Raw genomic sequence first — 23,414 nt, 5'->3', positions numbered from 1 at the left:
ATAGGGGCACCATTGCCCTTTCGTCGGGAGACGTTCCGGGAGCGCGAGGGTGTAACACCCTCGCATTGTCCTTCTTAAACCCCTTCCAGCAACCTCTCCGCCTGAGCCCTTGCCTCCGGCGTAATCTCCGCGCCGGATAGCATACGTGCGATCTCATGCCGCCGCCCATCCTCATCCAGCTGCTGGACGCCGGTGCGCGTGACAGTTCCATCGCTGGATTTGGCGATAAAATAGTGCTGCCCCCCCCGCGCAGCCACCTGCGGACTATGCGTAACGGCGAGCAACTGCCCCCCGCCCTGCCCGCCGGCCAGACGCGCCAGACGCTCGCCAATGGCCTGAGCCACTGCGCCGCCGACACCGCGGTCGATTTCGTCGAAAATGACCGTGGCCGCGCCGCCTTCCTCGGCCAGCGCAACCTTCAGAGCGAGGATAAAGCGCGACAGCTCACCGCCCGAGGCGATCTTGGCCAGCGGCGCGAAATCAGCGCCGGGATTGGTGGCGATCATGAACTCCACCGCATCGACGCCGCCAGAACCCCAGCGTTCCTCGGGCAGGCGTAGGACGGCGGTGCGGAAACGGGCAGCATCCAGCTTCAGCGGAGCCAGTTCGCCCTTTACCGCCACATCCAGTTTCGCGGCAGCTTCCACGCGGGCGACACTCAGCGCTTCAGCCAGCGCGCGATATTCCAGACCGCCTTCGTGAGCGGCCTTTTCCAGCGCGGCGAGGCCTTCCTCGCCCGCCTCGATGGCTTCGAGTTCCTCACGCATGTCGCGCATCTTGCCGGGCAGGTCATCCACCGCGCAGGCGTGCTTGCGGGCGGCGGCGCGCAGGTCGAAGAGGCGGGTTTCGATGCGGTCGAGGGCCATGGGATCATGGGCCAGCGCTTCCACCGCGCGTTCGATGCGTTCCTCGGCCTCGCCCGCCTCGATCATGGCGCGGTCGAGCGCTTCCAGGGCCTCGCCCAGCAACTCATGTTCGCCAGCGATGCGGTCGAGGCGGCGGGAGGCAGCACGCAGCTGCGCCAAAGCGCTGTCCGAGCCGGTGAAGAGGTGCGACAATTCGGCCAGATCGCCCGACAGGCGCTCGCCCTTCTGCATATCGGCGCGGGCAGCGGCGAGTTCATCCTCCTCGCCCTCGACGGGAGCCAGCGTCGCCAGTTCAGCGACATGGGCCAGCAGCAGATCGCGATCTTCCGAAGCCTTGGCAAGCCTGGCGCGGGCGGTGGCCAGCGCATCCTCTGCCTTGCGCCAGCGGCGCCACGCGGTTTCCACCGCTCCGGCATCCACCCCGGCGCCATGGCCGACATAGCGGTCCAGCAGGGCGCGGTGCCCACGCGGATTGACCAGACCGCGATCATCGTGCTGGCCGTGGATTTCCACGAGGAAAGGCGCGATCTCACGCAGCAGCGCCACGCTCACCGGGGAATCGTTGATATAGGCGCGCGATCCGCCATCCTGTTTCAACTGGCGGCGCAAGATCAGCGGCTCGCCGGGCTCGATCTCCACCCCGGCCTCGCTCAGCGTGGAGGTCAGGCCCTGCGCCAGATGCGCGCCATCGAAGCTGGCGACCACGCTGGCCAAGCTTTCGCCCGCGCGGATCAGGCCCAGATCGGCGCGCGCGCCCAGCACCAGCCCCAGCGCATCGAGCAGGATCGATTTGCCCGCCCCGGTCTCACCGGTCAGCACGCCCAGGCCAGCGTGGAAATCGAGGTCAAGCGCCTCGATCAGCACGATGTTGCGGATGGATAGGGTCGTCAGCATGTTCGCGCGCTGTTCTAGCGCAGGCGAATGGACCCGTCACCCCGCTTTTACGGTTTTCGCAAAAGCTGCGGTGATATTAACCATCACATCAGCAGGCGATAGAGGCCCGCGCCCATGCTGCCCAGCCAGATGGCGGCGATCAGCACATATTCGATATGGATGGCGCGATCGCCACGCTGCGAGGACAGCGAGTCGCTGATGTCTTCAGGCGACAGCCAGGTTTCACCCTGAACGTCATTGGCGGGCGAAAGGCGCGCGGTGTGGCCTTCGTCAGGCAGCGGCGCGGCAGCGGCAAAATGCGGCGAAGTAGCCATGGATCACAACCCCGATTCGGGGCGCGACAACCGGCCCACTGGAGATGCATTTACCCCGACCGCATTAACAGATGTTCATATGGGCGTCCTTAAAAAGGAACAGTTGAGCATCGTTAAAAAACAATCACCTACAGCTCAGCGCAACCCCTTATTGACGCGCGAGGGGCGCGGCAGATCAGGCGATTGCTCGAAGGGCGCCTCCACCTCGATGGGGTCGGCCAGCGTCAGCCGGTCGAGCATGGCGGCCATTTCGTCGCGCAGCGCCAGCATCACCCCGCGCAGCCGGCATTCAGCTTCGGGCAGGCAGTTGGTGCAATGTTCATGGGCATAGCGGCTGGCGCAGGGCACCAGCGCCAGCGAGCCGCGCGTCAGGCGGATGATGTCGCCATAGCGCACATCGCAGGGCGGCAGAGCCAGCTCATAACCACCCTCACGCCCGCGATGCGAGATCACCACCCCCTCACGCACCATCTCCGAAAGAATGACGGTGAGGAATTTGCGCGGAATGTTCTGGGTCTGCGCGATATCGTCGAGCCGGATCGGCCCTTGACGATAGCGATCAGCCAGATGCTGGAGCGCACGGATCGTATAGCGGGTTTTTTGCGAGAGCATGGAATCTGGTCAGCCGGGGGGAGGTCGACACGCGCGAGCCTCTTCATCACTTGAAGCGCCTCTTGGCGGGAAATGTCAACCTCGGCGCTAGATTTTTGACATTGGCGGGCGAATGATCGAAGCAATCGATCAATGCGGGGCATTATGGCGCGAAAAAACACCTCACCGCAGGCCCGGGTTAAGCTGATGGACGCCGCCAGCCAGACATGGCACAAGGATGGCAATCAAGGATAACCGTCATGCTCCCCCTTCTGATGGCTCTCGCCCTGATGGCCGATGGCCCCACCAAAGCCCCCACGCACGACGGCGGGGTCTGCGCAGGTTTGTCCTGGGTCACGCTGTCACCCGGAGAAAGCGCCACTGTCGATCCCGGCCCCGATTTCGAAGTGCTGCGCTTTTCCGGCCCGCTCGGCCCGGAGGATGACTGGTGGAGCATCTACAACGGCAATCACCCGCAGGTGACCGGCAATGGCCCCGTGCTGCTGGAACGTGATGGCGTCACCGTGCGCAGCGCTTTGGTGAACGGCCTGTTTCGCGGCTATGTCGCCCAGCGCGGCGATGCGATGAACCATTTCTTCGGATCGATCTTCACCGGCACGCCCAGCGACAAGGCGATCTTCGAGCGGATCGATTTCGGCCACAAGCGCGATATGCTCTGCGGCAGGGACGGCAAGGATAAGGGCGGCGAAAAACCCGCCGAGAAATAAGCCATCGGCAGCCCAGCAAAAAGGCCCCGCAAGCAATGCTCGCGGGGCCTTTTTCATGCCATCACACCTCGAAGGTCCTTAGCTGACCTTCAGGCCCGGATCATACTTGTTCATCAGCGCATAGGCCTTTTCATACCACTCGCTGCCCGGATAGTTGGCGCCCAGCACGGCGGCATACTTCTGCGCCTCATCGGGCAGGCCGATCGAGAGATTGCTCTCCACCAGACGGAACAGCGCCTCGGAAGCATGGCTGGTGTTGCCATAGTGATCCACCACATTGCGGAAGCGGATATCGGCGGCCAGCCAGCGACCGGCACGCTCATAGAAACGGCCGATGTCCATTTCCTTGCCCGCAAGGTGGTCGTTGATCAGGTCGATCTTCAGGCGGGCGTCCACAGCATAGCGCGTGTCAGGATAGCGGCGCACCACATCGTTCATGGCGCTCAGCGCCTGAAGCGTGATCTTCTGGTCGCGCGTCACGTCCTGGATCTGCTCGTAATAGCACAGGGCGATCAGATAATAGGCGTAGCCCGCATCCTTGTTGCCCGGATGGATCGAGAGAAAGCGCTGAGCGGCCTGGATCGCCTTGGTGTAGTCCTTGCCGCTGTAATAGGAGAAGGCGCTCATCAGCTGCGCGCGGCGGGCCCAGGGCGAATAGGGGTGCTGACGCTCGACCTCGTCGAACAGCGCGCCCGCCACCTTGGCGTCGCCATCATCCAGCTTCTTCTTGGCCGCCAGATAGAGCGAATCGACATCGCGCGCGACATAGGCGGTGTCCTTCGCCTTGCCGCCCTTCCCGGCACAACCCGCCGTCAGAGCAACCGCCATGGCACAACCGGCCAGAGCAAGCGCCCGCATCGGCGACAGGGAAGCAAAGGGCGAAACGCGAGGCGATGCATGATCCATGACCAGCGCCTATAACCAGCCCTTGGCTGAACGCCAAGTGAAAGGCGTGAGTGCCCTGCCCCGGTTGCGCCACTTTTTGTCTTTTTCTTGAGGGCAAGGATGGGGAAGGGAGAAAAAGGCAACATGCGAGGGGGTTACCCCCTCGCGCTCCCATAATGTCTTCCGGCGAAAAGGCGGTGGCGCACGGTCGTTGCGCGCCACCTCTCCACCTGTTCGGGTCAGATCAGGCCGGCGTGTTCCAGTGCCTCATCCACGGCCTTCTTCGCCTCGGCGCTGGCTTCCACCAGCGGCAGGCGCAGCTCTTCCTTGAACCAGGGATGCACGCGCGACAGCGCATACTTCACCGGACCCGGCGAGGCATCCTCGAACATCGCATAATGCAGCGGATAGAGAATGTCGTTCAACCGGCGCGCCTCGGCCAGATCGCCAGCGGCGCAAGCCGCCTGGAACTGAGCGCACAAAGCGGGCGCCACATTGGCCGTCACCGAGATGCAGCCCACGCCGCCCGCCGCGAAGAAAGGCAGCGCCAGCTCATCATCGCCCGAAAGCTGGCAGAAGTCCTTGCCGATGCCCATGCGGTGGTCCGTCACGCGGCTAAGATCGCCGCTGGCATCCTTGATCGCCACGATCTTCTCGGGATAGCGGCGCGCCAGCTCGATCACCGTCTCCGGCTTGATGTCCGTCACCGTGCGCGCGGGCACATTGTAAAGCACGATCGGCAGGTCGTTATGCTCGGCCAGATAGGAAAAATGCGCGATCAGACCCGCCTGGCTCGGACGATTGTAATAAGGCGCGACCAGAAGGGCGGCACTGGCCCCGCTCTTCTTGGAAAAATTCATGTGGAGAAGCGCATTCTGCGTGTCGTTGGAACCGCAGCCCGCGATCACCGGAACCCGGCCCGCCGCCTGCTCCACGCAGAGTTCGATGACCCGATGGTGCTCAGCGTTGGAAAGGGTGGAATTTTCCCCCGTGGTGCCGCATGGAACGAGGGCCGACGAACCGTTCTCGATCTGCCAGTCCACAAGGCGGCGAAAGGCGGCCTCGTCAAACGCTCCGTCGCTGAAAGGCGTCACCAGAGCGGGAATGGAACCGGAGAACATGGACATTATCCCTGATTATGCCCCAGCCTGAAGGCGCCTGCCGTTCCAGCATCCACCCGGCCAGCGCCGTTACGATCATTTGCCAGCCTGATAGGGAGCCATTGCCCCATATGTCCACCCCTTCCTTCGCCCCCGCTCCTGTCATGGCTTCCCCCTCTCCGCGCGCGAAGGCAGCACGCCTGCGCCGCCAGATTGCCGCGCTTTCGCTGACCGTGCTGGTCTGCATGGCCGCCCCCGCGCAGTGTCAGGACGGGTCCGAATGGGACCGTGCCCGCGCCCAGTTGCTCAGCACCGCGCCGGGCAGCATCGGCCCGGCGATCAGCCGCTGGCGCCAGCTGGTCGGCACCGACTCGGCGGGCTTTGATGCCTATGCCAGCTTCCTGCTGGCATGGCCCGGTCTGCCCGATGAAACCCGCATGCGGATGAATGCGGAAAAGTCGCTCGCGCTCTATCCGGTGGATGCCGGGCGCCTTGTCGCCTTCTTCGACCGCTTCCCGCCACTGACCAACCCGGCCCGCGCGCAATATGCTCTGGCATTGGCGCAGGTCGGCCGCCCCGAGGCCGCGCAGGTCGCCCGCGCGGCGTGGCGCGGCGGCACCATGGCCGACACGGCGGAAAGCGCAATCCAGCAGCGCTGGGGCAGCAGCTTCACGCAGGACGATCAGAACGCCCGCCTCGACGCCGTGCTGTGGGACGGCAACCGCTCTCAAGCCCAGCGCGTGCTGCCCTATGCCAGCGCGGCGCTGCAATCCGTGGCTCAGGCGCGCCTTGCCATCCAGAGCGCCAATGGCGGCAGCGACGCACCCAATGGCAGCGTTCAGCCCTCCGACGATGCCGCCGCGATGGAGGCCGCGACCCGCGCTGCCAACCCCGGACTGTTCACCACGCCGGTGCCGACATCCTCCTACGCCCCGCCGCCTCCGCCGCCCGCCCCTGTCGTGCCGCCGCCCAGCGCCGAGATGCTGTCTGACCCCGGCTATCTGGTCGACCGCGCCCGCATGCTCTTCCGCCAGAGCCGCAGCTATGAAGCCGCCAGCATGTATGCGCAGCGCCCCACGCCGATACGGCCCGCGCTGGACGCCCGCCGCTGGGTGCAGTCCAACCTGATGGCCGCCCGCGCCGCCGATCCGCGCACGGCGATCAATGTCGCGCTGAATGCCCAGAACGGCTTTGCTCCGGGCACCGATATCTCGCGTCAGGCCTTTGGCGTGCGTGACGATTACACCTCGCTGATGTGGCTGGGTGCCTCTCAGGCGATGTGGACTCAAAATGATTACATGTCGGCCTCGACACTCTTCGCCCGCTATGCTGGAGCCGCACGCACGCCCCAGACGCGCGCCAAAGGCTATTATTGGGCCGGTCGCGCGCTGGAAAAGGCCGGGCAATCGGCTCAGGCGCGCAACTATTTCCAGTCCGCCTCGGCCTTTGCCGATGAGTATCACGGCATGCTCTCGCTCGAACGCCTCGGCCTGCCCCTGCCGCCGCTGAGCGATCCGCGCCACCCGACGCCCGACGCCCGCGCCCGCGCCGCCTTTGCCGCGCGCCCCATCGCTCAGGCCGCGCGCGAACTGGCCCGCGACACCGACTGGACGACGGCCATCAAATTCTTCCGCGAACTGGCCGACCAGGCCAGGACCGAACAGGATTTCGTGCTGCTGGAGGATTTCGCCCACAGCATCGGCCGCCGCGATCTGGGCGTGATCGGCGGCCAAGCAGCGGAGAACCTCGATATTCCGGGCTTCCGCGCCATGGCCTTCCCGCTGATGCCGGTGCCCGCCGGGGCCAACTGGACCATCGACCATGCCATCACGCGGCAGGAAAGCCAGTTCAGCCAATATGCCATCAGCCGCACCGGCGCGCGGGGCCTGATGCAGCTGATGCCCGCCACTGCCGCCGATCAGGCACGCAAGCTGGGCATCGCCTACAGCCCCTCGACGCTCAGCAGCGATCCGCAGGCCAATCTGCAGCTGGGCGATGCCTATTTCGCCCGCGTGCTGGCGGGCTTCAACGGCTCCTATCCGCTGGCGATCGCCGCCTACAATGCGGGCGGCGGCAATGTGCGCAAATGGATCGCGGCGCGCGGCGATCCGCGCGGCGGCTCGACCGACAATTGGGTCGACTGGATCGAGAAAATCCCCTTCAGCGAGACGCGCGGTTACGTCCAGCATGTGCTGGAAAACGCCGTGGTCTATGAGGCGATGAACCCGTCCCGCGCCAAGATCAGCCGGGGCAGCACGCCGCTCAGCCACTTTATCAAGGTGCCCGCGCCCATGCCCGTCACCGCCCTGCCTCCGGCCCCGGTGGACAGCGCGCCCGCCGATGGCTTTGTCTCGCAGCCGGTGGTGCAGCAGATTCCGCCGGGCGCCAACTGAGCATGCGCGCGCTAGGGGCGGTGCTGGCGGGCGGGCGCTCATCCCGTTTCGGCAGCGACAAGGCACAGGCGCTGCTGGAGGGCGTAAGCCTGCTCGACCATGCGCGGGCCGCTCTGGCGCCCTTTTGCGAAGAGGTTGTGGTCTGCGGCCATCCCCATCCCAGCGCCCGCGTGCTGCCAGACCGCCCCGCGCCCGACATGGGCCCTCTGGGCGGGCTGAACGCCGCGCTGCATGAGGCCAAAGCTGGCGGTTTCGAGGGCGTGCTGGTCACCGGCTGCGATATGCCCAGCTTTCCGCCCGCTCTGGCCCATGCGCTGATCGGTGAAGGCGCGGCGGTGCTGGAGGGCCAGCCATTGGCCGCATGGTGGCCTGCGCATCTGGCCGAAGCGCTGGACAAGCATCTGGCCGAAACCAGCAAACATTCGATCTATGGCTGGATCGAGCGGGTGAAGCCCCGGATCGTCACCATGCCCGATCTGGTGCTGCCCAACATCAACCGGCCCGGCGATCTGGATGCGCTGGTTAACGCTCGGCCTTCAAGACCTCTTCCACGCTGACGAAACGACCCTGCCCGCGCGGAGCCACAGCCTCGCCGATCAGCAGCAGAGTGGGATCATCATCGCTGATCGTGGCGACAAGGAAGGACAGCGCCGACAGCTTGCCCCGGATCAGCCTTTCATCCGGGCGCGAGACATTGACCGCCACCATCACTGGCGTTTCGGGATCACGCCCGGCGGCGATCAGTTGGCGAGCAATCTCACCCGCCGCCGCGCGGCCCATATAGATGCCCAGCGTGGCATGCGGGCGGGCCAGAGCTTCCCAATCCAGCTTGAGTGGTTCGCCAGCCTTCAGATGGGCGGTCACAAAGGTGATTCCCCGCGCCGCGCCGCGCAGGGTGAGCGAAGCCTGCCCACTCGCCGAGGCCGCGCTGGCCGTGGTGACGCCGGGGCAAACCCGCAAGGGCACGCCATGGGCAGCAAGGTGGTCCATCTCCTCGGCACTGCGGCCAAAGATCGAGGGGTCGCCGCCTTTCAGCCGCACCACCTTCAGGCCCTGCTGCGCCGCTTCCAGCAGCAGATCGTTGATGCTCTCCTGCGCCTTGCTGTGGCGGCCCGAGCGCTTGCCGACGCCGACCAGCCGCGTTTCCGCGCGGGCCAGCGCCAGCACGCCCGCGCCGACCAGAGCGTCATAAAAGATCACATCGGCGGCGCGGATCAGCCTTTCGGCCTTGCGGGTGAGCAGTTCGGCATCGCCCGGCCCCGCGCCGACCAGCCAGACCATGCCGGCGGGAAAGTCATCATTCATGGCTGGTCTCCATGGCTGTCATGATAGCGGCAAAGGCGCCTTGCGTATGCAGGTTTTTCGATCAGGCGGCGCGCTCGGGCGCCATGGCGCCGATCACCGCCTCGCGCAGCAGATAGAGGCGCCCGGCATCGACCTTCAGCGGCACCGTCGGCACGCAGCCCTTGTCGTCACCCAGCGCATGGCCGGTCTTGAGGCTGATGTTCCAGCTGTGCAGCGGGCAGGTCACCACCGTGCCATGGACGATGCCTTGCGAAAGCGGCCCATGCTTGTGCGGGCATTTGTTGACCAGCGCGAAGAACTCGCCACCCATCGTGTGGAAGATGGCGATCTCCTCGCCGCCCTGCACTGGCAAGGTGCGGGCATTGCCGGGGCTGATTTGCGTCACCGGACCGATATCGAGCCAATCACCGATCATTCCGCTGCCTCCTTGATCATTGTGGGAAAGGGACGGAACTCCGCCAGATGCTGGTGCAATTCGGCATCCTCGCCCTTGGCGCGGCGGGCCCATGGGTCGTCCTGCATAAAGCTCTGCGAGTAGCGGAAGCGGGCGGCGAGGTGCTGCACCGCCTCGGGATCATCGAAAAGCCCGGCCTTCACATGATCGAGGCCGACGCGCTCGATCCAGGGCGCAGTGCGCTCCAGATACCAGGCCTGCTCGCGGTAGAGCTGGATGAAGGCGGCGCAGACATCCAGCGCCTCCTGCTCGGTGGCCACCTTGCACAGCAGATCGGTGCCGCGCAGATGGATGCCGCCATTGCCGCCGACATGCAGCTCATAGCCGCTGTCCACGCAGATTACGCCGAAGTCCTTGATCGTCGCCTCGGCGCAGTTGCGCGGGCAGCCGCTGACGGCGATCTTGAACTTGTGAGGCATCCAGCTGCCCCATGTCATCTGCTCGGTCTTGATGCCCAGACCGGTGGAATCCTGCGTGCCGAAGCGGCACCATTCCGAGCCAACGCAGGTCTTCACCGTGCGCAGCGATTTGCCATAGGCATGGCCCGAAACCATCCCGGCAGCGTTCAGATCGGCCCAGATGTCGGGCAGATCCTCCTTGCTGATGCCGAAGAGATCGAGGCGCTGGCCGCCCGTCACCTTCACCATGCGGGCGCCATATTTGTCGGCGGCGTCGGCGATGGCGCGCAATTCGTTGGGGGTGGTCACCCCGCCCCACATGCGCGGGACGACCGAATAGGTGCCGTCCTTCTGGATGTTGGCATGCATGCGCTCATTGACGAAGCGGCTGCGCTGATCGTCGACATAGACGCCCGGCCAGGCGCACAGCAGATAATAGTTGAGCGCGGGGCGGCAGGAGGCGCAGCCATCAGGCGTGGTCCAGTGCAGTTCCTGCATGACCTGCGGGATGGCCTTCAGCTCCTTTTCGAGGATCAGGCGGCGCACATCGTCATGGCTGAACTTGGTGCATTTGCAGAGCGTCTTGGGGCCCGCCTTCACCTCATCGCCCAGCGCGATGGCCAGCAGGCCTTCCACCAGCCCGGTGCAGCTGCCACAGGAGGCCGAGGCCTTGCACTGGCTGCGCACCGCATCGAGCGAGCAGGCCCCGCCGTTGATGGTGGAGACCACCATGCCCTTGGTGACACCGTTGCAGCCGCAGATCTCGGCATCGTCGGAGAGCGCCGCCACAGCTGCATGCGGATCGTTGGATGCGCCGCCGCCCATCGCGAAGGCCTGGCCGAAGATCAGCGCCTCGCGGATGTCGGACACATCCTCGCCGCGCTTGAGCAGGTCGAAGTACCAGTTGCCGTCGGCGGTATCGCCATACAGCACCGCGCCGACCAGCCTGTTCTCCTTGACGATCACCCGCTTGTAGAGCCCGCGTGAGGCATCGCGCATCACGATATCCTCGCAGTCCTCGCCGCCGCTGAAATCACCCGCCGAGAACAGATCGATCCCGGAAACCTTGAGCTTGGTGGAGGTGACCGAACCTTCGTAACCGCTGGGCGCACCGGTGGCAGCATCGGCAAGACTACGGCACATCTCCCAAAGCGGCGCGACAAGGCCGTAGCATTGGCCGCGATGCTGCACGCATTCGCCCACAGCCATGATCGCCGGATCGCTGGTGAGCATATGGTCATCGACCAGAATGCCGCGCTCCACCTCCAGCCCGGCCAGTCTGGCCAAACCGGTCGAAGGGCGGATGCCGACGGCCATCACCACGATGTCGGCGGGGATGTCCTTGCCGTCCTTCAGGCGGACGCCCGCAACATGGCCATCCTTTTCGAGGATCGCGGCGGTGTCGGCACCGGTCAGGATCGTCTGGCCACGGCGCTCCAGCTCGCTTTTGAGCAGCCAGCCCGCAGCCTCATCGAGTTGGCGCTCCATCAGCGTGGGCATCAGATGCAGCACCGTCACATCCATGCCGCGCAGGGCGAGGCCATGGGCCGCCTCCAGCCCGAGCAGACCGCCACCGATCACCACCGCATGGCCGCCCTTTTCGGCAGCGGCCAGCATCTTGTCCACGTCATCAAGGTCGCGGAAGGTGACGACGCCCGGCAGATCCTTGCCCGGCACGGGGATGATAAAGGGATCGGAGCCGGTGGCGATCAGCAGGCGGTCATAAGGCTCGGTGCGGCCCGATTGGGCGGTGACGGTCTGTTTGGCGCGATCGATCGAAACCACCGGATCGCCCGAGATCAGGGTGATGGCGTTGTCCGTGTACCAGTCGGCGCTGTTGATGACGATGTCGTCAAAGGCTTTCTCGCCCGCAAGCACCGGGGAAAGCATGATGCGGTTGTAATTGACCCGGGGCTCGGCGCCGAAGATCGTTACCTTGTAGCGCTTGGAATCGCGCGCGAGAATCTCCTCGACGGCGCGGCAGCCGGCCATGCCGTTGCCGATGACCACAAGCTTTTCGGGCCGGCCGGTCGGGATGGGATGAAGGGCGGTCATGGCTTAGCTCCCCGAACAACGCGCCAACGCAAAAAGCCGCCACGAACCCAAGCCATAAGGCTGGACCGAGGCGGCGACGTTGCCACGCAAATGAAGTGAATAAACACCCGATCCCGGCGAATCGCCCCTCTTTGGGCGGCGAGATCAGATGGTGTTGAAGCAAATTACCGCTTCACCCCGCTTTCGCCAAGCCACTTTTTTGCAGCGCAGCGCAAACGGGATGAAGCCTTCGTTTCAGAAGCCGAAATCGGCCTCCAGCCAGAACTTCTTCGTGTCGGTGCCGAAGCCCCTGGCGACATAGCTGGCATATTTGACCAGCCAGGCCACCCTGCCCGTCTTCAGGCCAACCGAGGCATCAACCTCATTGCCGAATTTCACATTGCCCAAGTCGCTGCCAAACCAGTGGTAGCTGACGGCATAGTTGAGCCCCGGCAGAACCTTCACCTTGGGGAACTTGCCCGAGAGGCCCACATAGGTGTCGCCAAGGCCATTGTTGGGTGTGGTCAGGAAGATATCGGCCCAGCCATCGAATTTGTGAAGCGTGGCCATCGGCGTCTGCATCGACCATGTGCCGCCCACCGCATTGGCATCGGCGCCCATCAGCTCGTACCCCACATTGGCGGTCTGGTTATGGACCGTCAGTGCGGCATCGCCGAGGAAGTAGTTCACCCCGTAACCGCGCGTGTTGTTGCCATAATTCGACTGGCGGGCATAGCTTCCCGTCAGCCCCAGCGAGACCGTCTTGGCCAGCGGCAGCAGCGTGGCAAAACGCATGCCATAGGTCTGCGAGCTGTCGAGCTGACCGCGCGTGGTGGGCAGGTTGATAAAGCCGGTCTTGTCGTAATCGAGCAGATAGGCAAAGCCCTTCAGCGAGATCGGCCCATCCTTCACCCCGCCATTCACGAAGATGAATTTGCCCGAATAATAGTCGCGCGGATTGCCATAGGCGCCATAGATCGAGTGCTGCTGGATGGCATAGGTCGCGTCCAGATCGAACACGCCCTGATGGACCTGCGCGCGGGCGGCATCGAAGACCTGCTCATTCTGCCGCCAGCCCACCGAGCCGACAAAGCGCTGATCATCGAGGTTGATGCGCTGTCGGCCCACGGTCAGGGTCAAAGCCTTGGTGGCATACTGGATTTGCACGCGGTTGAGGCCCAAAGTCTGCGGATCAGCGATGGTAGCCAGCGAGGGGCGATACTGGTTGTTGTTCAGCACCGCATAGGGGAAGGCATTGTAGCCCTTATCGAAGGCCAGCGTGCCCACCGCCTCGGCCAGAAAACCCAGATGGGTGGAGGCGTCCTTGATCTCAAAACCGGCGCGGGTGCGCAGGGTGACGGCATCAGCACTCTTGCTGGTGGCGTCGACATCCTCCCAGCGCAGCCGCATATCCAGCATGGGATCGAAGGTGACGTCATCGCCGATGGCGATCGGATCACCAAATTTGGGCGTGGCCGCCGCGCCATCGGCCAGTGCAGGCGCGGCCCAGACCAGCGGCGCGGCCATTGCGGCCAGTGCCAAAGTGCGGGTGGTTTTGAACGTCCCCATGATAGCCCCCTGTTCCCTTGCGCCGCAGCGGCGCGCAATTCCGTGGCGACAGCAGGCGGCGGCAGGACGCAGCAATCCCTTCAGGCAAGCGGCCCTCACCGCCGGCCTTCCGGATCATCGCCGCAAACAAAAAAGCCGCCTCGATCAGCCCCTTATGGGGTTAATCGGGCGGCGTCCTTGCCACGCATTGTTGCTGTCGAATGAAGGTTCGTCGCGGCTCATCCTTGAGCCGCACCTTGCATCTGCGAAGAAGGTTAAGAGATCAGCCGCGTTTCTTGCAAACCCTATTTTTGCGAGCGCGAAGACTAATTTTTAGAACACGCCGTTACGGCAAATCGGCGACATAGCCCGTCACATCCAGCGGATCGAAGATACGACCATCAAAGAAACGGTTATCTTCCAGGATCATATTGCCCTGCTGGGTGGAGACGGCGGTGATCTGCGTCAGGCTGCCCTCCACCTTGGAGCTGGCCCCCGGCAGCGGCTCATCAGTGCCCAGCAGCGCAGCGCGATAGACATCCGGACGGAACACCCGGCCCGCCAAGGCAGCATCCTCCTGCGTGACGGTCATCCCCTCCCAACGCGCCATCTGGCTGTAGAGCCACTGCGCCTGACTGACCCATGGGAAGTTCGCCGCCTCGCGATATTGGAACATGAAATCAGGGAAATGCACGAGATCGTCGCCACGATGCAACAGCAGGCGGTCGGCCAGAGCGCGTTCGATCAGCTCGGCATTGCCATCGAGATATTCGGGGCGGGCCAGAATGCGCGCATGCTCACCCAGCGCCGCCGGATCGACGAAATGCTGCGCAGCACGGCGCAGCGCCCGTACCAAAGCCTCGACCTCGGCACGGCGTTCCTCCAGCACCGGTTCGCGCATGGCCAGCACCTTTTCCACACCGCGCCGCCAGATCTGTGCCGTGGCCAGCACGATAGTCCCTGCCCCACGCTCGACCGTGACGCTGTTCCATGGCTCGCCCACGCAAATGCCATCGACCTCGCCCGCCTCCAGCGCATCGGCGCAGAAAGGCGGCGGCACTGTGGCGATCTCCACATCCTTGTCAGGACGAATACCGCAAGCCGCAAGCCAGTAGCGTAGCATGTAATTATGGCTGGAATAGCGATGCACCACGCCAAAACGCAGCTTCTGTCCGGCAGCGGCCCGCTCCTGCACCACGGCGCGCAGAGCCTCGCCCACCAGCGCCGGATCGCCCAACTGCCCCTGCGGGCTGACCTTCGCCGCCAAATCACTGCGCAGGGTGATGGCATTGCCATTCAAGCCCAGCACAAAGGGCACCGACAAAGGCTGCGCAGGCCGCCCACGCCCCAAAGTGGTGGCAATGGCCAGCGGCGCGACCATATGCGCCGCATCCGTCTGCCCATAGAGCAACCGGTCCTGAACCGTCGCCCAGCTGACATCCTTCACCAGCCGCAGCGACAGGCCTTCGGCCTGCGCGAAGCCTTCCTCATGCGCCAGGATCGGCAAGGCCGCATCGACCAAAGGCAGGAAACCGATGGAAAATTCTTCGCTCACGCCTGTCCTCCCATCAGCTTGTGGGCCGTTACCACGGCATCGGCGATCTCGGCGATGCGGCGCCCCTGGTTCATCGCCGTCTTGCGCAATTCGGCATAGGCCTCCGGCTCGCTGATGCGGCGGCTGGTCATCAGGATGCGCTTGGCGGCATCGACAGCCTCGCGTTCGGCAAGGCGTCCGCGCGCCTCGGCCAGATCGGATTGCAGGCGGGAATAGGCGCGGAACCGCCGGATCGCCAGATCGAGAATGGTGCGGATGCGATGCGGCGCAAAGCCATCGACCACATAGGCCGAGACTCCCGCATCGATGCTGGCGCCGATCGATTCCTCGTCCGATTCGTCCACGAACATGGCAATGGGCCGGTCCAGCACGCGGCTGACGGCAAAATATTCCTCCAGCACGTCGCGGCTGGGGTTGCCCAGATCCATCAGCACGATGTCGGGATCGATCTGGCCCATGCGCGCGACAAGGCCCCGCCTTTCGGTGACGACAAAGATCTCGCAATCCTCAAGCGCGGCAAGGCCTTCCCGGATCACCGAGGCCCGCACGGCGCTTTCATCGACGATGGCTACACGCATGCGTGCGAGGGTGGCGCGCGGTGCGCCGCTTGGCAATGGGTCATCATGTCGTGATTTCGCACTTGCATCAAAAGCCGCGAATCGGCATCCTTGTGATCAAGGTCAGGCGCAAGGACGTGCCCGGCCATGGTGCCCCCTTGATGGCTCACCCCTTTCCCATCATCGCTTCGGCAATGGCGCCGCCGGTCCATCGGATCGGTCCTTCCTTCGGGAGTTTGGCCCATGTCGTCGTGTACGCCGTTCATCTTATTTCAGCACCAGAGACGCAACCAGCGCGATCAGCAGCACAAGGCTGACCGCCTGCCAGAAGCGCACCGGATAGCGCTCGATCAGCGGCAGGGGCCGCATCGGGCGGCGTTCGACCGCAGCGCCGCCTTCCAGCGCGCGCAGCAAATCGACGACGTCGCCGAAACGCTCGCCCGGCTCGATGGCGACGCAGCGCATCAGCACCGCCTCGGCCCAAGCGGGCAGATCGGGGCGGGTCTTGCCCGGCGCATCGGGGCGGCGGAAACGCGGGCGGCTGAAGGCCTCCACCTCGCCAAAGGGCCAGCTTTCGGCGAAAATACGCCACAGGCAGACGCCCAAAGCGAACTGGTCGGTGGCCTCATCGCCAGCGTTCCCACCGAACATTTCGGGCGCCATGAAGGAGGGCGTTCCGGGGATCTCGTAATGGGCGAAATCCTCGACGCGCGGCAGGCGGGCAACGCCCAGATCGATCAGCCGCACGCTGCCATCTTCGCCAAGGATCACATTCTCGGGCTTGATATCACGGTGGATGATGCCGAGGCGATGCAGCGCCGCCACGCCGCGCGTCAGGGCGATGGCGATGCGCAGCCCTTCGCGCAGCGAGACGGGATGGGCCAGCCGCTGCTCCAGCGTCTGCCCCTCGTAATAGGGCTGGACGCCGTAGAGCCGGGTCTGGCGCTCGGCAGCGACGGGATAGGCCGCGCCGACAAAGGGGCTCGCAACGCGGCTGCCCACCAGCATCTCGCGCGCAAAAGCCGCTCGCGCCCCGCTTTCAGAGAGCAAAGAAGGCTTGGGGAACTTCACAACCACCGCCTGCCCACCCGCCGTATCGCGGGCGCGGAACAAGCGGGTGTAGCGCCCATCGGAAAGCAGCTTTTCCAGCGCGAAGCCATCGACGCTCTCGCCCTCAAGCGGAGGCGGCAGGATTGGCAGAGCGGCCAGATCGCCCGCAATGGCATCGTGGCTGACGGCTGGCAGGCTGACCACATCGATCACCAAAGCGGTTGCATTGTCCTGCCCGCCCGCCGCCAGTGCCGCCTCGACAATCGCCTCGGCATCGGCCTGTGCCGAGTGGCGCACACCCAGCAAAACACTCAGGCGACGCGGGTTCAGCAGGCCATGCACACCGTCGCTGGTCAGCAGCAGGCGATCATGCTCGGCCACCGCAAGCTCATGATGATCCAGTCGCAACTGGTCTTCCAGACCCAGAGCGCGCAGCAGGATATGGCGGCGATCCGGATGCGAATGGGTGTGGTCGCTGGTGATCTGGCGCAGATTGTCGCCGCGCAGATGCCACGCCCGGCTGTCGCCCACATGCAGCACATGCGCCTTGCGGCCACGCATCACCAATCCGGTAAAAGTCGTGGCCGTATGCGCCATGGTGTCGCCGCGCCCCATCGCGGCCAGCCAGCGGTTGTAGGGGGTCATCACCCGCTCCACCGCCGCGGCCACGCCGATGGTGTCCGGCTGGGCGTAATAGCCCTCGATCAGCGTGCGCACCGCCAGTTCGGCCGCCACGCGCCCGTCCCGCCCGCCACTGACGCCATCAGCCAGCGCGGCGACCATGCCATGGCGCGCCCGCTCGGTCTCGCTGCCCAGCCATGCGCCTGCGAAATCCTGATTGTCGGCACGCGGGCCCTGGCCGCTGGCCCAGCCCACCGCGACCCACAATCTGCCGTCCTGAACCACGCAAACCCCTCCCGTGTACGTATGCACGCGATTGGGACCGCCCTTCACCCGGCCCGTCAAGCCGGTTTCATCCATCCTTTCACACGCCCCGGGGGGAGCATCATCCGATGACTGACGACACTTTCTGGAAATCCGGCCATCGGCCCACGCTGATCATGGCCTTCCTCTATTTCGATGTGGCCTTCATGGTGTGGAACCTGCTGGGCCCGCTGGCGCCGATCTTCTCCAAGGTGATGGGCCTGAGCCCGGCGCAAAAGGGCTTCGTCGTTGCCGTGCCGACGCTGGCGGGCGCGGTGCTGCGCCTCGTCAACGGCTTTCTGGCCGACCTCATCGGGCAGAAGCGCACCGGCATCATCAGCCAGATCATCGTCATCACCGGGCTGCTGGGCGCGTGGCGGATGGGCGTCACCACCATGGAGGGGCTGATCGCGCTGGGCGTGGTGTTGGGCTTTGCCGGGGCCTCCTTCTCGGTGGCGCTGCCGCTGGCCGGGCGCTGGTATCCGCCCCAGCATCAGGGCAAGGCGATGGGCATTGCCGGCATGGGCAATTCGGGCACGGTCTTCGCCGCCATTTTCGCGCCGCTGCTGGCGAAACTCTTCGGCTGGAGCGATGTGCTGGCGCTGGCCACCATCCCCGCGACACTGGTGCTGATCGCCTTCGTGATCTTCGCCAAGGACAGCCCCAACCAGCCCGCCCCCAAGCCTTTGGGCGAATACGTTGCGGGCTATTTCAGGATGCTGGCTCAGGCCGATGCCTGGTGGTTCATCCTGTTCTACGGCGTGACCTTCGGCGGCTTTGTGGGCCTCTCCTCCTCGCTGCCGATCTTCTACACCACCGAGCTGGGACTGACGCCGATCTACGCCGGTTACGCCACCGCCAGCTGCGTCTTTGCCGGATCGATGGTGCGCCCGCTGGGCGGCGCTCTGGCCGACCGTATCGGCGGCATCCGCACCTTGAGCATGGTCTATGCCGTGGCGGCGATGCTGCTGGCAGTGATCTCTTTTGCGCCCGTCGCCTTCCCGGTGATGTTCCCGCTGTTCTTCGCCACCATGGCCACGCTGGGCGTGGGCAATGGCGCGGTGTTCCAGCTGGTGCCTCAGCGCTTCCGGCAGGAGATCGGCGTGATGACCGGGCTGGTTGGCTTCGGCGGCGGTGTCGGCGGGTTCTATCTGGCCTCCTCGCTGGGGCTGGCCAAGCAGTTGACCGGCACCCAGTCGATGGGCTTCCTGATCTTTGCCGCGCTGGCTCTGGTGGCTCTGGCGGGGCTGACCAGCGTGAAGCGCCGCTGGCGCACGACATGGGGCGCGGCCGTTCAGGGCGTTCGGATCTGATAAGAAGAAGGGGTGTGCGGACCCACTCCACACACCCCCAGTTGCTTAGCCCAAGGTCGGCCAAGGGGCCCGGACGCCATGGTGGAGACACGGCATCCGGGCGGTTGAGGCATCGGTCCGAGCCAGATTCGGACCGATGCCTCGGAACGAAGCCCTTGGCGCTGACCCACCAGCTGCACCGGGCTTCGTTTTCGTTATAGTTTTAACTCAAGGCAGGCTTTGTAGGTTTAACTCAAGGCAGGCTTTTGCGATGTTTGTGCCAGCAGATCGATCAGCCATGACAGCGCCTGATCCCCCCTGCTGCGCTCGCTCCACAAGGCGCGATAGGTGAAGTGGCCCAGCTCCTTCGGCGCTTCGACGATGCGCCACAGGCCACAATTCTGTTCCATGGCGAGGCGCCGGGGCACCGTGGCCACCAGCGATCCGGTCAGCATGGCAGGCGCCAGATGGGCATAGGGCAGCGTCATCACCACGCGTTTTGCCTTGCCGATGGCGCCGCCCTGCCCTTCCACCGCATCCTTGCCGTCATGCGCCGGGGCCAGAGCGATATGGGGGCATTCGAGATAGTCGGTCAGCGCCATCCGGCCCGAAGCAGCCTTTGCACTGGCCGCCCAAGGATGATCGGGCGCCATCACGCAGACCAGATCGTCCTCGAAGAGTTGGCGCTGATGATGCTGCGTGGGGTCTGCCTCGCCGCCCGTCAGGATCAGGTCGACATCGCCTGCCGCCAAAGCACGATAGCTGTCGCGGGACAGCGGCAGGATATCGATGGCGGCATGCGGGGCCTGCTTCATCACCGCGCCGAGCGCCGAACCCACAACCGTGAGCGCGCCATAGTCGCTGGTGGCGATGCGGAAGCGCCGCGTCAGCGTTTCGGGCACGAAAGGCGCCACGCTGACCAGCGAGGACACGCCCTCCAACCACGATGTCAGCGGCTCGGCAATGCATTGGGCGTAATGCGTCAGCTGCATGCGGCCATTGGCGCGGATCAGCAGCGGATCGCCGAAAAGATTGCGCAGCCGTGCCAGCGAGCGGCTGACGGCGGGCTGGCTCATACCCAGATGCTCGGCCGCGCCGGTCACGTTGCGGCGGTTGAGCACCACCGCCAGAATGCGCAGCAGATTGAGGTCCACCGTGGCGGGATGGAACCCGCCCGAGGTGCCGCAGAGCGCCTGGCTCGAAAGAGGATGCGTCGCCATGGAAACCTCAGCCTGCCATCAGAATGAAGGGTGCGGCACCCGCAGCTGCTCCAGACGCGCCGGGCGAGGGAGCGGGAAGCAGCTGGGGTGCCCACCGAGGCTGAGCGATGGCCCACTCAGCCGCAGCAAGGGAACGGACCGGCGAGGGAAGCCGGTCCAGGGGTTGAAACAGAGCCGCAATCCGGACAATCTTTCCGGCGCTGATGCCGGGGAGGGAAGAAGAGATCATCGGGCGGCTCCTGCTTGCGAGATATTGATATAGATTCGCAATATCAGAACGCAAGCAAAACCTGACATCGTCCGCGCGCCATATCCATTATGCGCCAGACGCATGAAGGCCCGTGCCATCTGGCGCCTTTTAAGGGCCATCCCTCATTCCCCGGATATCAGGCTTAGCAGGCTGTTCACCGCCCCGAGCTAGAACGGCAAGCTCGACTTTCCGGGGCTTTTCGCGCGCCCCCGGGCCGTGAACCCCGGGCAGCATCTCCCCCAACAGGGCGCCTATGACCTATTTCTGGATGTGCCTGCGCGACCAACATGACCATCGCCTGGTCCTGCTCGCCGGGCTGGTCTGCATGACCGGAACGCTCTGCGCCGTGCTGCTGATGCGGCAGGCGCGCGACTCCTATCCCGATCGTTCCATCCGCTGGCTTGCGGTGGCCGGGCTGACAGCAGGCTTCACCATCTGGGCCACCCATTTCATCGCCATGCTGGGCTATCTGCCGGGCACCGCCATCGGCTTCCGCCCATGGCCGACCCTGGCCTCGCTCTGCCTTGCGGCGGCGGCCACCTGGCTCGGCTTTTTGCTGGCGCTGCGCCATCGGCAGCGCAGCATGCAGGCGCTGGGCGCTCTGGCGGTCGGCATGGGCATTTCGGGGATGCATTATGTCGGCATGATGGCGCTGGCCCTGCCGATGCGTATCACGCTCGATTGGCATTATGTCGTTCTATCGCTGATCTTTTCCGTCGTGCCGCTCTATCCCGCGATGACCCTCTGCCTCGATGGCCACGGCTATCGCAGCAGCCTGAAATCGGCCTCGCTGGCCTGTCTGGCGGTGGTGCTGCTGCATTTCACCGGGGTCGCCGCCATCCGCCTGACACCGGAACGCCTGAGCGTCAGCAGCGACCTGATCCTTTCCAGTCAGGCCATGGCCGCAGCGATTGCCGGAGCGGCGCTGATCGTGGTGGCCAATTGCCTGATCGTGCTGATCACCAGCCGCCACAACCGCGAGGCCATCCACGCCAGCGAGCGTGACTTTACCCTGCTGGCGCGCGGCATTTCCGATTACGCGATCTATATGCTCAGCCTCGACGGGCATATCGCCAATTGGAACGCGGGCGCCGAGCGCCTGCTGGGCTATGGTGAGGCCGAGGTGGTGGGCCGCCATGTCTCGATTTTCCACACGCCGACCGACCGCGCCCGCGGCAACCCCGCCAAGATCCTGACCATGGCGCTGGAAAGCGGCAAATACACCGGCGAAGGCTGGCGAAAGCGGCAGGACGGCTCCTCCTTCTGGGCGCATTTCTCGCTGGAGCTGGTGGCCGACGCCGATGGCCGCCCCATCGGCTTTGCCAAGATCACCCGCGACATGACCCGCCTGAAGGAAGATCAGGACCGGCTCGCCAAGCTGACCGCCCAGCTCGACACCGCGCTGGACAATATGCATCTTGGCCTGTGCCTGCTCGATGCGCGCCACCGTCTGGTGCTTCACAACCGGCGCTTCGCGCAGATGTGGGATATGAGCGAGGAGGATCTGGCGCCGGGCCTCGATCTGGACCGGCTGGCCACCCGGGCGCTGGCCGCCCGCCTGCCCTCGGCCATGGACGGCGGCGAGCATCAGCACGCCTTGGCCACCATGATGTGCGAAGCCGTCCGCAGCGCCGATGCCGAACCCACCATCGGCGAATTTGACGACAATCTGGTGCTCTCCATCGTCAGCCGCACCCTGCCCGATGGCGGCCTTGTCGCCACCTTCGAGGACATCACCGACCGCCGCCGCTCCGAAGCGCACATCGCCTATCTCGCCAGCCATGACGCCCTCACCGACCTGCCCAACCGCGCCCGCTTCGGCGACTGGATGGAGGCCGAACTGGCCCGCGCCCATGCGCAGGACCGGCATGTCGCGCTGATCGCTTTCGATCTCAACAGCTTCAAGGAGATCAACGACCTGCACGGGCAGGCGGTGGGTGACCGGGTGATGATGGAGCTGTCCGCCCGCCTCAATGCGGCGCTGCATGAAGGCGAAATGGTGGCGCGCCTCGCCGGAGACGAATTCGCCGCCGGCAAGCCGCTGGCCAGCGACAGCGATCTCGACGGTTTCGTCGCCCGCCTCGCCGCCTGCTTCGAACGCCCCTTCGACAGTGAGGAAACCCCCATCGTGCTCTCCGCCCGCTTCGGCATTGCGGTGGCGCCAATGGATGCCGAAACGCCCGAGGCGCTGCTCAACAACGCCGATCTGGCCGCCCAGCGCGCCAAGGCCAGCGTGGCGGGCAACATCGCCTATTACGAAAGCGGCATGGACCGCGCCGCCCGCACCCGCCGCCAGATCGCCGCCGATCTGCGCATGGCCATCGTGCGTGACGAGTTCCATTTGCTCTACCAGCCCCAGCATCGCGTCGCGAGCGGCGACCTCACCGGCTATGAAGCGCTGATCCGCTGGAACCACAGCAAGCTCGGCGTGGTCTCGCCCGATGTCTTCATCCCGGTGGCCGAGGAAACCGGCGAGATCCTCGCCATCGGTCAATGGGTGCTGCGCCGCGCCTGCAGCGATGCCGCAGCATGGCCCGATGATCTTACCGTCGCGGTTAACCTTTCGGCGATCCAGCTGATGCAGCCCGATCTGGTACGCCATGTCGCGCAGGTGCTGATCGACAGCGGCTTGCCCGCAAGGCGTCTGGTGCTGGAAATCACCGAAAGCGCGATCATCGCCGACAAGGCCCGGGCGCTCCATGTGCTGCGCCAGATCAAGGCTTTGGGCATCTCCATCGCGATGGATGATTTCGGCACGGGCTATTCCTCGCTCGACACGCTGCATGCCTTCCCCTTCGACAAGATCAAGATCGACAAGTCGTTCCTGCTGCAATCCTCGACCAGCCATCAGGCGGTGATGATCATCCGCGCCGTGGCGAGCCTGGGCCGCAATCTGGGCATCCCCGTGCTGGCCGAGGGCGTGGAAACCGCCGAGCATGTCGCCCTGCTGGCTCAGGAAGGCTGCGATGAGGCGCAGGGTTATTATTACGGCATGCCGATGCAGCTGCCCTTGCATGACGATCTGGATCAAGCCTGTCTGTAAAGGCTTGAAAATA

Annotated in this window: 18 protein-coding genes; 5 read left to right on the top strand and 13 right to left on the bottom strand. The window is 64.9% G+C overall.

What is annotated here, in order from left to right; translation table 11 throughout:
* Positions 1-74: 74 nt before the first annotated feature.
* From recN to HGK27_RS06505, 3 genes are all read right to left on the bottom strand, one after another.
* Positions 75-1,760 carry a DNA repair protein RecN gene (recN, locus tag HGK27_RS06515; protein ID WP_206239727.1) on the bottom strand — a complete coding sequence of 562 codons (1,686 nt, stop codon included), beginning with the start codon at positions 1,758-1,760 and terminating at the stop codon, positions 75-77.
* An 83-nt stretch (positions 1,761-1,843) separates the two neighbouring features.
* Positions 1,844-2,074, bottom strand: coding sequence for a hypothetical protein (locus HGK27_RS06510; protein ID WP_206239726.1), 231 nt, complete (start codon positions 2,072-2,074; stop codon positions 1,844-1,846).
* Between the two features lie 135 nt (positions 2,075-2,209).
* The gene (locus HGK27_RS06505) at positions 2,210-2,686 is read right to left on the bottom strand and encodes an RrF2 family transcriptional regulator (protein WP_068081320.1); all 477 of its coding nucleotides are present in this window, start codon (positions 2,684-2,686) and stop codon (positions 2,210-2,212) included.
* 239 nt (positions 2,687-2,925) lie between these two features.
* On the opposite strand from HGK27_RS06505, the gene HGK27_RS06500 reads away from it, so the two are divergent.
* Positions 2,926-3,393 carry a hypothetical protein gene (locus HGK27_RS06500; protein ID WP_206239724.1) on the top strand — a complete coding sequence of 156 codons (468 nt, stop codon included), beginning with the start codon at positions 2,926-2,928 and terminating at the stop codon, positions 3,391-3,393.
* Between the two features lie 78 nt (positions 3,394-3,471).
* Here HGK27_RS06500 and HGK27_RS06495 read toward each other — a convergent pair whose 3' ends face one another.
* Entirely contained in the window at positions 3,472-4,251 is a 780-nt protein-coding gene (locus HGK27_RS06495) for an outer membrane protein assembly factor BamD (protein WP_206242882.1), read from the bottom strand.
* Between the two features lie 266 nt (positions 4,252-4,517).
* A complete protein-coding gene (gene dapA, locus HGK27_RS06490; protein ID WP_206239722.1) occupies positions 4,518-5,399 on the bottom strand; it encodes a 4-hydroxy-tetrahydrodipicolinate synthase in 882 nt (293 codons plus the stop codon).
* A 110-nt stretch (positions 5,400-5,509) separates the two neighbouring features.
* On the opposite strand from dapA, the gene HGK27_RS06485 reads away from it, so the two are divergent.
* Both HGK27_RS06485 and mobA read left to right on the top strand, forming a co-directional pair.
* Entirely contained in the window at positions 5,510-7,771 is a 2,262-nt protein-coding gene (locus HGK27_RS06485; RefSeq protein WP_206239720.1) for a lytic transglycosylase domain-containing protein, read from the top strand.
* A gap of 2 nt (positions 7,772-7,773) precedes the next feature.
* On the top strand, positions 7,774-8,328 hold the full coding sequence (gene mobA / locus HGK27_RS06480; RefSeq protein WP_206239719.1) for a molybdenum cofactor guanylyltransferase: 555 nt from the start codon (positions 7,774-7,776) through the stop codon (positions 8,326-8,328).
* Here the strand turns inward: mobA and cobA are convergent.
* The 7 genes from cobA to HGK27_RS06445 form a co-directional block, all read right to left on the bottom strand.
* On the bottom strand, positions 8,294-9,076 hold the full coding sequence (gene cobA, locus HGK27_RS06475; protein WP_206239717.1) for a uroporphyrinogen-III C-methyltransferase: 783 nt from the start codon (positions 9,074-9,076) through the stop codon (positions 8,294-8,296). The two genes, mobA and cobA, sit on opposite strands and share 35 nt — an antisense overlap.
* A gap of 61 nt (positions 9,077-9,137) precedes the next feature.
* Positions 9,138-9,491: a nitrite reductase small subunit NirD gene (gene nirD / locus HGK27_RS06470; protein WP_206239715.1), complete on the bottom strand. Its 354-nt coding sequence runs from the start codon at positions 9,489-9,491 to the stop codon at positions 9,138-9,140.
* On the bottom strand, positions 9,488-11,983 hold the full coding sequence (nirB, locus tag HGK27_RS06465) for a nitrite reductase large subunit NirB (protein ID WP_206239713.1): 2,496 nt from the start codon (positions 11,981-11,983) through the stop codon (positions 9,488-9,490). Before nirB ends, nirD begins: the two co-directional genes overlap by 4 nt.
* A 234-nt stretch (positions 11,984-12,217) precedes the next feature.
* A complete protein-coding gene (locus HGK27_RS06460; protein ID WP_206239711.1) occupies positions 12,218-13,531 on the bottom strand; it encodes an alginate export family protein in 1,314 nt (437 codons plus the stop codon).
* Positions 13,532-13,856: 325 nt separating this feature from the next.
* Entirely contained in the window at positions 13,857-15,065 is a 1,209-nt protein-coding gene (locus tag HGK27_RS06455) for an ABC transporter substrate-binding protein (protein WP_206239710.1), read from the bottom strand.
* A complete protein-coding gene (locus HGK27_RS06450) occupies positions 15,062-15,643 on the bottom strand; it encodes an ANTAR domain-containing response regulator (protein WP_206239708.1) in 582 nt (193 codons plus the stop codon). The genes HGK27_RS06455 and HGK27_RS06450 overlap by 4 nt, the downstream gene beginning before the upstream one ends.
* 246 nt (positions 15,644-15,889) lie before the next feature.
* Positions 15,890-17,578, bottom strand: coding sequence for a bifunctional protein-serine/threonine kinase/phosphatase (locus HGK27_RS06445; protein WP_206239706.1), 1,689 nt, complete (start codon positions 17,576-17,578; stop codon positions 15,890-15,892).
* 107 nt (positions 17,579-17,685) lie between these two features.
* Between HGK27_RS06445 and HGK27_RS06440 the strand changes: the two genes are divergently transcribed.
* Positions 17,686-18,909 carry a nitrate/nitrite transporter gene (locus HGK27_RS06440; RefSeq protein ID WP_206239705.1) on the top strand — a complete coding sequence of 408 codons (1,224 nt, stop codon included), beginning with the start codon at positions 17,686-17,688 and terminating at the stop codon, positions 18,907-18,909.
* Positions 18,910-19,136: 227 nt separating this feature from the next.
* Here HGK27_RS06440 and HGK27_RS06435 read toward each other — a convergent pair whose 3' ends face one another.
* Positions 19,137-20,108 (bottom strand): LysR family transcriptional regulator, encoded by a 972-nt coding sequence (locus HGK27_RS06435; RefSeq protein ID WP_206239703.1) that lies wholly within the window; start codon positions 20,106-20,108, stop codon positions 19,137-19,139.
* A gap of 503 nt (positions 20,109-20,611) precedes the next feature.
* Between HGK27_RS06435 and HGK27_RS06430 the strand changes: the two genes are divergently transcribed.
* Positions 20,612-23,401 (top strand): bifunctional diguanylate cyclase/phosphodiesterase, encoded by a 2,790-nt coding sequence (locus tag HGK27_RS06430; protein ID WP_206239702.1) that lies wholly within the window; start codon positions 20,612-20,614, stop codon positions 23,399-23,401.
* The last annotated feature ends 13 nt before the right edge of the window (positions 23,402-23,414 follow it).

This window comes from Novosphingobium terrae, from assembly GCF_017163935.1.
GTDB classification, from domain to species: Bacteria; Pseudomonadota; Alphaproteobacteria; order Sphingomonadales; family Sphingomonadaceae; genus Novosphingobium; species Novosphingobium terrae.
The sequence above is the reverse complement of the archived record's forward strand: the minus strand, read 5'-3'. Positions and strand labels throughout refer to the sequence as shown.